Source organism: Microcoleus sp. MON1_C5 (genome assembly GCF_036701875.1).
In the GTDB taxonomy this organism is placed as follows: domain Bacteria; phylum Cyanobacteriota; class Cyanobacteriia; order Cyanobacteriales; family Microcoleaceae; genus Microcoleus.
Window position 1 is genome coordinate 20,352 of record NZ_JAUBRN010000071.1, and the last position, 11,039, is coordinate 31,390.

9 protein-coding genes and 1 riboswitch are annotated in these 11,039 nt (G+C 45.5%); of the genes, 3 read left to right on the plus strand and 6 right to left on the minus strand.

Going from position 1 to position 11,039, the window contains the following annotated elements:
* Positions 1-12 precede the first annotated feature (12 nt).
* Together QUA71_RS25085 and QUA71_RS25090 are read right to left on the minus strand one after the other, a co-directional pair.
* A complete protein-coding gene (locus QUA71_RS25085; RefSeq protein ID WP_333289242.1) occupies positions 13-1,371 on the minus strand; it encodes a DUF3370 domain-containing protein in 1,359 nt (452 codons plus the stop codon).
* A 156-nt stretch (positions 1,372-1,527) separates the two neighbouring features.
* On the minus strand, positions 1,528-2,451 hold the full coding sequence (locus tag QUA71_RS25090; protein ID WP_333289244.1) for a nucleoside hydrolase: 924 nt from the start codon (positions 2,449-2,451) through the stop codon (positions 1,528-1,530).
* Positions 2,452-2,529: 78 nt separating this feature from the next.
* Between QUA71_RS25090 and QUA71_RS25095 the strand changes: the two genes are divergently transcribed.
* Together QUA71_RS25095 and QUA71_RS25100 are read left to right on the plus strand one after the other, a co-directional pair.
* On the plus strand, positions 2,530-4,491 hold the full coding sequence (locus QUA71_RS25095; protein ID WP_333289246.1) for a S9 family peptidase: 1,962 nt from the start codon (positions 2,530-2,532) through the stop codon (positions 4,489-4,491).
* A 237-nt stretch (positions 4,492-4,728) separates the two neighbouring features.
* Positions 4,729-4,947: a hypothetical protein gene (locus QUA71_RS25100; RefSeq protein WP_333123847.1), complete on the plus strand. Its 219-nt coding sequence runs from the start codon at positions 4,729-4,731 to the stop codon at positions 4,945-4,947.
* Positions 4,948-5,159: 212 nt separating this feature from the next.
* Here QUA71_RS25100 and QUA71_RS25105 read toward each other — a convergent pair whose 3' ends face one another.
* The 4 genes from QUA71_RS25105 to ntrB form a co-directional block, all read right to left on the minus strand.
* Positions 5,160-5,945, minus strand: coding sequence for a universal stress protein (locus tag QUA71_RS25105; RefSeq protein ID WP_333289248.1), 786 nt, complete (start codon positions 5,943-5,945; stop codon positions 5,160-5,162).
* Between the two features lie 46 nt (positions 5,946-5,991).
* The gene (locus tag QUA71_RS25110; RefSeq protein ID WP_333289250.1) at positions 5,992-6,831 is read right to left on the minus strand and encodes a nitrate ABC transporter ATP-binding protein; all 840 of its coding nucleotides are present in this window, start codon (positions 6,829-6,831) and stop codon (positions 5,992-5,994) included.
* 152 nt (positions 6,832-6,983) lie between these two features.
* Complete coding sequence (locus QUA71_RS25115) at positions 6,984-8,411, minus strand: ABC transporter substrate-binding protein (RefSeq protein ID WP_333289252.1); 1,428 nt, start codon at positions 8,409-8,411, stop codon at positions 6,984-6,986.
* 110 nt (positions 8,412-8,521) lie between these two features.
* Positions 8,522-9,370, minus strand: a complete 849-nt coding sequence (gene ntrB / locus QUA71_RS25120) for a nitrate ABC transporter permease (protein WP_333289254.1) — start codon at positions 9,368-9,370, stop codon at positions 8,522-8,524.
* A 100-nt stretch (positions 9,371-9,470) separates the two neighbouring features.
* Positions 9,471-9,683, minus strand: a riboswitch (cyclic di-AMP (ydaO/yuaA leader).
* A gap of 175 nt (positions 9,684-9,858) precedes the next feature.
* Here ntrB and QUA71_RS25125 point away from each other — a divergent pair.
* Positions 9,859-11,039: sensor histidine kinase (locus QUA71_RS25125; protein WP_333289256.1), on the plus strand; the 1,181-nt coding region annotated here is incomplete at its 3' end.

Sequence of the window (11,039 nt, forward strand, 5' to 3'; positions counted from 1 at the left end):
AGGCGCTAAAATTTAATTTGTTTTCACTGTCAAAACTTGCGGAGGCGACGCATCGGGCGGATAAATAAAATCCACTTCTACAAGTCGCTTTTCTCCCGCTTGCATCTCTAATTTTACCAAAGGTTCCCCCTGCTGTCCCCGCCGCTGCACTAAATGCACGTAGCGAGTTTGAGGCACTTTATTGTCATCAGTATAGCGCACTCGAACCGTCCCCCTAAAAAAAGTTTGAGGTGCCGGAGGTTCTAAAAAACTAAGTCCTCCTGAAGTTAATTTGTCTGTCTTAATTGGAGTTTGAATGGCGACAGTTACAGTTTGATTTTTGCTGGTAGAATTGTACAGCGGCAAGCTGAGACTGTATTGAATTCCGTAATTGCCGTGGGCGCGGTATGCTGTATCTGGGTAGCGGACTAGCATCCTCGCACTTTGCACTTGATTTGTGCCCAGCATTCCGCGCGGGAGGCTGCTTAATGGATAGGAAAATGCTGTTCCGGGTTGGGGAATTGCTAGGTTTGATGTGGCTTGGTTGTCTGAGAGAAGTGCTCGCCATTCTGAACCTAATGCTACACCGGCAACTCTGCCGTAAATTATTTGACCTTCGGTGATTTCGGGCGGTGTGGGAGTTCGATCGCGCGGCCCGGCTATATTACCATTGTCTAATAAGTTTTGCCATTCTGCTAAGTTGGGCGATCGCTCGTTTCCCTGTCCGTTTTCCTCTGGGTCAAGTCGGGCAAACATAGCCAGACTGGCAACATAGACTATACCATCGCTGCGTAACCGCATCAAGGTCGATCGACCGTTTAGCGGCGGTACCAATCCCCGCACCGGTATCGGATGATTCATCAACAGTTGGCTTTTTCCCGGTGGAATAATTAACTCAGCCCCAAACTCAGACTGTCTCCTTCCTCTGAGAATATCATTCACAGCGCGGCTTCCCGGCCCCGCGTAAATATTGCTGTTTGAATTATCGACTTGTGGCGGCAATTCAATAAAAGGTGCATCCGGTTGACTGAGATAACTAGCAGCTTGCAATATATCTAATTTTACTGGTTTATTGCCAGGATTGTAAACAATTACTCCTTGATACAAGGTTCGCAAATCTTCCGGCGAAGGTGCGCGGGCTATGTGGTGGGCAAATATGTCGAAACGTCCTTGGAACGGAAAGTTTAAATGTGCCGCCGGAAATCTTTTACCATCCGGGGGAAATGTCGAAAGCAAAATTCCTTCTTGCAGCACTAATTCGGGACTGTTGCTGTTAAATACTGGTATGTTGTCTAACTGTCCGGGGAGAGGTCGCACTTCTTGAATTTGGACTATTTCTTGAGGTGCGGGAGGAGTTTGGGCTAAGGGGATAATTGATAGAATTGGCAGCATTTTTTGATATTTTGCCTTTTTGAGATGAGATTTTTTTACCGCAGAGGGCGCAGAGGGGGCAGAGAAAGAGAGGGAAGAAAAGAGGAGGTAAATCTTCGTGTCAGGGCTGGTTTGTACGGAGATTTTGCGTACCAGTCCTAGCAGATAGTGTGATTTTTACCTTGCCCACTGTTGTAATATGTAATCGTAAAATTTGGCGGTGTCTACTTGATCCATTGCTTGAATTTTTCGCCCTCCATTTTTAACTTTTGTGCGTCCTTGGCTGAGACCTTTGGTAATAATTTCTGTTTCCCATTCTCGCAGTTTGTAAAATTCTGGATGCGCTAAATAAGCCGTTGCCAAAATGTCCCAAAAATAGTAATCTTGAGATATTGCTAGGGCATAACACTGTCCTGCTAAGTCGGAAATTGGATATTTGCGCTGTCTTGCTAGGAGATTGGAAAATTCAACAGTCAGCGGTACATTATTCGTGATATCTAAAGGACACATGACAACGGGAATTTGGGTTTGCCAAATTCTCTCGATTGCTATCGGGTCCCAGTAAGCATTCCATTCCGCCGACATATCTTGTCCGGGTTCCATATCTTTGCTAACATTGCCCATAACATTGAGGGCGCCTCCCATCCAGACAATTTCTTGAATTTTGCTTTCAATTTCTGGCGCGGTATCTAAAGCTTGCGCTACTGTTGTTAACGGCCCCGTTACCATTAATGTGACTGGTGCGGCTGCATCTTGCAAAACTCGCACCATAAAGTTTTGTCCGGGTTCTGATATTAACTGCGTGTCAATGGTTCCTTTTTCATTTAGAATGGGAAGTCGATCGACTGCAAAGGAATCTCGCCGAAATAACACCGGAAATGGGTTGAGTCCCCGCACCGTACTCGCCGCCACCGGAACTTCTGAACGCCCCATCAAATCGAGGATTTTGCGCGTTGCACTCACAGCCGGTTGAATGTAGCAGTCCGCAGGAGTTACAATTACTCCCAGAGTTTCGACTTCCTCCATTGTCATCAGCAACACGACTGAGAGATAGTCGTCAACTGCACCGTCGTGATCCATGAGTACGAGTTTTTTGGACATTTTGCTTCCCGGTGACTGAAGTAGTGTAAAGTACAAATATTAATTTTTTTGTGCGATAAACACAACTGCCTCAACTATATGAATAAAGTATCACCTTACGGCTCTTGGAAATCGCCTATTTCTTCCGATTTAATTGTTTCTGGAACGGTCGGACTCGGACAAATTGCTATTGACGGCGATGATATTTACTGGGTTGAGGGAAGGCCTTCGGAAGCGGGAAGAAGCGTCCTCGTGCGGCGCACTCCTGACGGTACAATTAGCGACGTGACACCGCCTCCTTTTAATGTTCGCACTCGCGTTAACGAATACGGCGGCGCTTCCTTTGCAGTTGCGGGCGGTGTTGTCTATTTTTCTCATTTTGCCGACCAACGTATTTATACTCAAAGATTAAATTCTCAACCCGAACCTCTGACACCTACTGCTAATTCTCGCTATGCAGATGCGATAGTTGACAAGCAAAGAAATCGCCTGATTTGCGTGCGCGAAGACCATGCAGGTGAGGGCGAACCTGTAAATACTATTGTTAGCATTAATTTAGATAACGGCGAAGATATTCAAATCTTAACTCAGGGCAATGATTTTTATGCTTCCCCTCGTTTGAGTCCAGACGGTTCTCTACTTTGCTGGATTTGTTGGAACCATCCAAATATGCCGTGGGATGGCACAGAATTGTGGGTAGCCGAAATTAATGCTGAGGGTTCTTTAGGTGAAAAATACTTAGTTGCTGGCGGGGTTGAGGAATCGATTTTTCAACCGGAATGGTCGCCCGATGGAGTTTTGTATTTTGTTTCTGACAAGTCTAACTGGTGGAATTTATACCGCTGGCAATCTAGAACCCCCCTCAATCCCTCCTTGGTAAGGGGGGAAGCAGAGATAGAAACCAGCTTGTGCGAAATGGCGGCTGAATTCGGACTTCCTCAGTGGGTTTTTGGAATGTCTACTTATGCCGTTTTCTCGGAAAGCAAAATTATTTGCACCTACACTCAGCAAGGCCTGTGGTATTTAGCGAGTCTCGATTTAACGACTAAGCATTTGACAACAATTGAGACGCCTTACACTGATATTTCGTCGGTCAAAGCGCGGGGAGAAACTGTTGTTTTTCTGGCAAGTTCGCCGACTGAATCTACTGCTATTGTACAACTGAATTTAGCAACAACTCAACTAGAAATATTGCGCCAATCGAGCAATTTAAGCATCAATCCGGGTTATCTTTCTGTACCGGAACCGATAGAGTTTCCCACGGAAAACAATTTGACTGCTTTCGGTTTCTTCTATCCTCCGAAAAATCAAGATTTCGCAGCACCTGCGGGTGAAAAACCGCCGCTTGTTGTTAAAAGTCACGGCGGCCCAACTGCTGCTACTTCTAGCAGCATGAATTTGAAAATTCAATATTGGACGAGTCGCGGTTTTGCCGTGCTCGATGTTAATTACGGCGGCAGCACGGGTTACGGCCGAGAATACAGAAAAAGACTGCAAGATAGTTGGGGAATTGTCGATGTTGACGACTGCGCTAACGGTGCTAAATATTTAGCTCAAAAAGGTTTAGTTGATGGCGAAAGAATGGCGATCGCCGGAGGCAGCGCAGGGGGGTACACCACTCTGTGCGCTCTTACTTTCCGGGATGTGTTTAAGGCCGGTGCGAGCTATTATGGAGTTAGCGATTTGGAAGCTTTGGCAACGGATACTCACAAATTTGAAGCGCGCTATCTGGATGGATTGATCGGGCCTTATCCTGAAAGAAAAGATTTGTATGTAGCTCGTTCGCCTATTCATTCCGCCGAACGTTTATCTTGTCCCGTTATCTTTTTTCAAGGATTAGAAGATAAAGTGGTTCCGCCCAATCAAGCGGAAATGATGGTAGAGATATTGAAAGCTAAAGGTTTGCCGGTTGCTTATGTTGCTTATGAAGGGGAACACCACGGTTTTCGCCGGGCTGAAAATATCAAAAGAACTCTTGACGGCGAATTCTATTTCTATTCGCGGGTGTTTAAGTTTGAGTTAGCTGAACCTGTGGAGGAAGTGCAGATTTACAATCTTTAGAATAAATTCAGATTGCAGTTGCTATGTTTGTGCTAAAAAGCAACTGCAATCTTTAGCATAATTCGCAAATATTAAATGTGATTTAGTTCACAATTTGTGCTATCTGCTGTCACAAGTTTTTGCTGTTGATTGTCACACTTTTTAAGGAAATACACTGACAGAATATCAGAGTGCGATCGCCTTTTGTTAATGCAGAAACGCCCGATCGCGCAATCGTCAAATTCAGACTTAATCCCTATGCTAACTCCTATTCACCTCATTCCATCTGCTTTGGCCGAGCTGTTTGCCGAAGTGAATCATAATGGCTACATTACCCTAGCCGATAGGTACGGTTTGATGGCTGCTATTTTTGACGAAAATTTGACGGAGGAAGACAAACGCTCGATCGATCGACTCCTGCGCTCTGTGTGTCGAGGAAAGATCAAATTAGTTAACGAATTGTCTATGATCAGGTAAGTGAGGATAATTTTACTTAAGAGTAATTTTAAACATCTCAATAATTAAAAAAAGTCCCAATTCTCTGGTAGTTGGGACTTAGAGCGAGAAAACTATTGTTAATTTTTTATCGACATAGAACTTACGCAAAAAAAGGTTTAGCGCACTAATTTATAGCGGTAGGATTTGCACTGCGAACCTTACATATAGTTTTGCGTAAGTGCTGAACAAGTTTAATGTGCAGACATAACTGTAGCCAACTGTAACTTGCTCAAACTTTCTTCAGGCTGAACATCCATCTGATAGCTGAGTGCCGCAGGAATCCCGAGCACGCAGCAGGGAAAATTATTGCCTAGTTCCCTAACCAGCCGATGGTTGCCAGAACCACAGCCCAAGAATAGTAAATTTGCTGATTCTAATTCAACCACGTTTCTCAGTTCTGTAGCCACCCGCCCGATGCGTAAATGAGCTTTGAATAAACCGCGCCATTCCTCAGCCAAACAGCGCGCTTGCCACAGCAACTTATCTGCTACCTCGTACTCATTATTTTGACCATAAATTGCTTGGAAATAATGCGGCTCTATCCAAGTTTTTTGCTGGGATACCGATGGGATTTCGGTGGGTAAAGCGATCGCAGGCGCGGCACAACTAAGGGCGAATGTTTCCTCTAAATCAGACACTTTCTGCTGTGCAGCCAAGGCATTTGCTACAGCAACTTTGCAAGTATCTTCGCGGTAACTTTTTGACGATTCGTCGATTACGTAGACGACTTGAACCGTGACTTCTTTAGTTGTTACTAAACGAGTTTGATGCGCCATCCACAGGGTCATATCCAGAGCTACTTGACTTTGGGGAGAACTGTTGTAACCGACAATAAAATTGATGGTTTTGGCCTGTTTTGGGGATTTTGACTTCTTATAAACTGGTAATGTTGGCTCCGGCAGCAACACCATTTCTTCTGCTAAATTTTGGTATCCCAATGCACTTTCAAAACGCGCTAACATTGTTTTGAGATTCACAGGCTTAACCTCTCTTAAGTGAATTGTTATGTCGATCCGTCGGGTGTTATTCGTCTTGAGTAAAGTAGCGATCGAGAAAATTCAAAGCATAGTTGCGGATTTCGTAATACTCCTTCGATTCCCGCAACTCTTGGCGATCGCGCGGGCGCGCAAACGGCACTGACAAAACTTCACCTATCGTCGCAGCCGGGCCGTTTGTCATCAGCACAATGCGATCGGACATATAGATAGCTTCATCCACATCGTGAGTAATCATCATTGCAGCTTGTCTGTGATTTTCCCAAATATCCAGCACCTGTTTCTGCAACTTGCCGCGAGTCAGAGCATCCAGCGCTCCAAACGGTTCGTCCATTAATAACATTTTCGGTCGAATCGCCAAAGCTCGCGCAATTCCTACGCGCTGTTTCATGCCCCCTGAAATCTCGTCTGGATATTTATCGGCTGCCGATGTTAAGTTTACCATTGCTAGATGTTCGTTGACAAGACTAATCTTCTCCGGGCGGCTAAGACTTCGCAAAACTTCATCAACTGCTAGCCGAATATTTTCTCGCACCGTCAGCCAAGGCAGCAATCCGTAGTGCTGAAATACCATCATGCGATCGGCTCCAGGTTTGCGAATTTCTTTTCCTTCCAGTGTCACCATTCCCGCGCTCTGTTTTTCCAAACCTGCCACTATTTTTAGCAGCGTTGATTTGCCGCAACCCGAGTGACCGATTACCGAAATATATTCGTTTTCTCCAATACTTAAATTGATATTTTCCAAGACGCTAAATTCGCTACCGTCAGCAGTTTTATACGACTTGAACAAGTTGTTAATTTCCAGAAATTCAGGGTGCTTCTGGACTTGGCTGCTGGCTTCGATAGAAGTAGAAAAGTATTGAGTCACGGTATTCTCCTAAAAAGTAGTAAAGTGTTAATTTGATTTCCTTCCGGTTGCGTAATTTCTAAAATATTTTAGTCTGTTTCAACCGACTTTAGCTATTAGCCAGGGACTTAAGTGCCTGGGGGGACGGTCGGAAAAGCGCAAGATGTCAAACATTAAGACTGAAAAAAAGACTGAGGGCGGTTGGCTCGAATTTCAAAACTATTCAAATAACCCACCGGATCGCTAGGATCAAATGCCTTTTTATCAATGAAAAGTTCCGCAGGTTCGACTTGGTAATCCTCCTGGGGACAATCGATCCCCATTTCGGCAACAATCTTGCGGTAAAGGTCGGTTCTCCAAGCTTTTTTAGCTAATTCCTCAGCATTTTTTGGCACCTCCTTAATCTGTCCCCAGCGAGCGGCTTGAGTCATCAACCAAATACTCTGAGACTGCCACATAAATGTTGAATGATTTCCGGGTATTTGAGGCAAGTTCTTAGGAATGTCATAGAAAATAGTTGCATCTTCCGATTGTATGGTGCGGTCTTTTTCGTCAAACCCTCCATAGTTGTAGTCGCCAACTATTGCCGGTCGCGTAAATTTGTCGATCGCCCCTTTTTTCGGTTTCGCCCCCGTAAACGATCGCTCAGTCAGCAGCGCCGATATTTCACTGCGATTTTCCGGCTTGCTGCAATACTGACAAGCTTCCACCATTGCCTTAACCAGCGAGTAATAAGTCTTGGGATTTTCCTCAATGAATGATTGCATTACTCCCAAAAGGCGATCGGGATGCCCCAGCCAAACTTCCTTGCCTTGCACGAAGGTAAAACCCACTCCCAAATTGCCTTGAATTGCCCGCGTATTCCAAGGTTCTGCCACCATGTAAGCCTGCATGGCGCCAATCCTGATGTTCGTTACCATCTGCGGCGGCGGCACAATAATTACCCGAAATTCTTTGAACGGATCGACACCGGCAGCCGCCGATATGTAGCGGACAAAGTATTCGTAAATCGCAGAACTCAGAACCACTGCCCAAACTCTTTTTTCCGACGGCTGACTGTCAAAAAAGGCTCGAAATTGTTTGCCAAATTCTTCTAAATTGCCGTTGTATTCGTGCCACGGGCGCAAACCGGAATCCCACATAGCTTTGTTCATCGTCATGGCGTTGCCGTGGCGGTGAATTGTCATTGCCGCGCACAGGGGTGCGTGGCGCGCTCCTTCGGCGCCAATTCGGGCGTTTGTGACGGCGCCGGAGACGACTGGGGAGGCGTCGAGGCGGCCGAAGATTACGCCGTCGCGGGAGGTTGCCCAGCTTGCTTCGCGGTTGAGTTGGACGTTTAAACCGTATTTGCGGAAAAAGCCTTTTTTCCAGGCGATCGCAAATGGCGCACAATCGTTAACCGGCACGTATCCTACGGTTAAATTTGGTTTTTCTAAGGTTCGGGAATCGACAATCGGCTTTACGGCTGAGGCTTCTTCAGTCAGTCCTTTTGCCGATCGATCCGCGCTAATTCCACAACCCGATAAAGCCATTCCCGCCGCCGCTCCCATTCCTTGCAAAAACTCTCGGCGGTTCCATTCATTGGAAAACTTGTCACTCATATTTAATTTGACTAATGACTTTTAAATGTTGACTGTTGACTGTTAACTGTTGACTGTTGACTGTTGACCACAGACAACTGCTTGCCTAACAACTGCCAACTGACTAATGACTAATGATTAATGATCGGTCGATGCGTTACCAATTCCTGAACTTTGTCAACAGCAGCGTCGAGCAACAATCCAGTTATGCCAATTACCAACACCGCTAAAAATACCGAGCTCAGATTCAAACGGCTCCACTCATCCCACACAAAAAAGCCAATTCCCACACCGCCTGTCAGCATTTCCACCGCCACAATCACCAGCCAAGCAATCCCCAAACTAATCCGCAAACCTGTAAAAATGTATGGCAAACTCGCCGGCCAAATTATTTTGGTAATCCGCCTCCAGCGGGGCATTTCCAACACTTGCGCCACATCCAGATAATCCTGGGAAACGCTAGAAACTCCCAAAGCTGTGTTGATAATTGTCGGCCACAAAGACGTGATGAATATGACAAAAATTGCCGACGGCTCTGCTAAATTAAAAATCGATAAAGCTATCGGCAGCCACGCTAGCGGCGACACCGGTTTGAAGATTTGAATCAGCGGATTGAGCGCCATCATTGCCGGTTTCGACATCCCGATCGTAAATCCCACGGGAATCGCCACTGCTGCACCCAGCAAAAATCCCACCAACACCCGTCGCAAACTCGCTAGCAGCAGCCAGCCAATGCCTAAATCTCCAGGCCCGCGCTGGTAAAATGGATGCAATATGTAATCTAAATTAGCTATAAACGCCTGATACGGAGTGGGAATCAAATCGCTTTTGAAGCTGGCAACAATCCACCACAAGCCAAGAATTCCCAAAAAACCCGCAGCAGGTAACAAAACAGCATCTCGGATGACAACGGGTTTTACACGCTTCCACGTTGCAACTCCTGCAAGTGCGATCGCTGATAAATTAAGCTGTATGAACATTTCAATCTCCTTCAGAGTCAGGGCAGGTACAAGAATCTTGAACAATACCAACCTGAGACACTGACGAAGCCAAACTATCTTTTTCAGAACATTTGGCTTTTCAGTCTCTTCTCAATGCCTGCGAAGTTAGCTGACGGGCTAGGACTGAGAGATGTCCTTCTCCTTAGATTTCAAAATCCAAAATTACACTTAAATTTGGCAATTTTTAACTTTGCTTTTTAATTCTTTAGAGATTCGCCCCGAAAATTGGTTCCTCCGCTCCAGCCGCACGCTTGGTTCGATCGCGCATTGCTGGATTAGGCTTGACGTTTTAAGCCAATTTAACTTAAGCTAGCACGACCATTTAATTTTGTCAATAGGTCTTTAGGAGTAGCTATTGGCGATCGGGGAAGCCCAAAAAAAGTTGACAAACTCTTCAAAAAATTAATTATTAAACGAACCTAGAGAGATAAAATGCGATCGCTGACTTGATTTATAGATTAAGGGTCATGATTGATTTTAGCCAAGCGCTACAAGATAAAATTGACATAATTATCGAAAACTGGATCGAAGCTGTTCGCGCCGAGGAGCAAATCCAAACCGCCAAACAACTCACCTACGATTCCGTGCGCGACAGCCTTCCCGTCGTACTGCAAGCGATGGTAACTATGCTGTCCCAATCAGAAGACAGCGACACTGGGACAGTCATAGAAGAAAGTTTAGACCACGGGACTGTCAGGGCACAACAAGGTTACGATGCCGAAGAAATTGCGCGGGAATACCGCTTGCTGCGGAGGGTAATTTTCGATGCTTTAGAGCCAGAATTGCTAAAAGGCTCGGGCGCTGAAGTGAGCCGAGCTTACCGCTTAATTGACGGTGCCATCGACGAAGGAATTGCTAGATGTTTCCAAACCTATACCCAAGCAAGATTCCAAGAACTACAGGAGTTGCAAAACCAATTGCAACTTACAAATCAAGAGCTGACTCGCTTAGTTCGCGCCAGTCAAGAGAATCTATCTCACTTAGCTCACGAATTGAAAACTCCCCTCACCTCTATTATTGGTTACTCAGAATTGTTTTTGCGCCAAAAAAACAGTTCTCAACTTAGAGATTCTGTTCCCAATTTGGCACATATTGATAAAGTCCTCAGCAACGGCAGACGCTTACTTAGATTAATTAACGATACTCTCGAAATCTCGCGGTACGACGCGGGACGCATAAAATTGCAGCTAAGTGCTACAAATGTGCGATCGGCGATCGGGACTGTTGTCGAAATAATCGAGCCTTTGGCTAAAGAAAAAAATTTAGAAATCGTCGTTGAGTGCACTCCGCTTCTCGATCAAGTTATGACAGATTACTTGCGGTTGCAGCAAATTATTACCAACTTGGTGAGCAACGCCATTCGCTACACCCAAGCTGGTACTATTACCATAAAAACCGAATTATTGTCAGACGAACAGTGGAGTCTCTGCATCACCGATACAGGAATTGGCATTGCTTCAGAAGACTGCGATCGGATTTTTCAACCCTATTTTCGAGCCAACAGCTCCCTGGGTTCTAGCGTTCCTGACACTACCGGCTTAGGGCTAGCAATTGTCGTTCGATTAGTCAACCTCTTGCAAGGTAAAATCGAATTAGTTTCTGAAGTAGGAGTTGGCTCCTCCTTCACTGTAATTTTTCCCTTAGAATT

Coding starts and splice junctions, on each gene's coding strand:
- QUA71_RS25085 (WP_333289242.1), bottom strand. CDS start 1,371: ATGCTGCCAATTCTATCAATTATCCCCTTAGCCCAAACTCCTCCCGCA.
- QUA71_RS25090 (WP_333289244.1), bottom strand. CDS start 2,451: ATGTCCAAAAAACTCGTACTCATGGATCACGACGGTGCAGTTGACGAC.
- QUA71_RS25095 (WP_333289246.1), top strand. CDS start 2,530: ATGAATAAAGTATCACCTTACGGCTCTTGGAAATCGCCTATTTCTTCC.
- QUA71_RS25100 (WP_333123847.1), top strand. CDS start 4,729: ATGCTAACTCCTATTCACCTCATTCCATCTGCTTTGGCCGAGCTGTTT.
- QUA71_RS25115 (WP_333289252.1), bottom strand. CDS start 8,411: ATGAGTGACAAGTTTTCCAATGAATGGAACCGCCGAGAGTTTTTGCAA.
- ntrB (WP_333289254.1), bottom strand. CDS start 9,370: ATGTTCATACAGCTTAATTTATCAGCGATCGCACTTGCAGGAGTTGCA.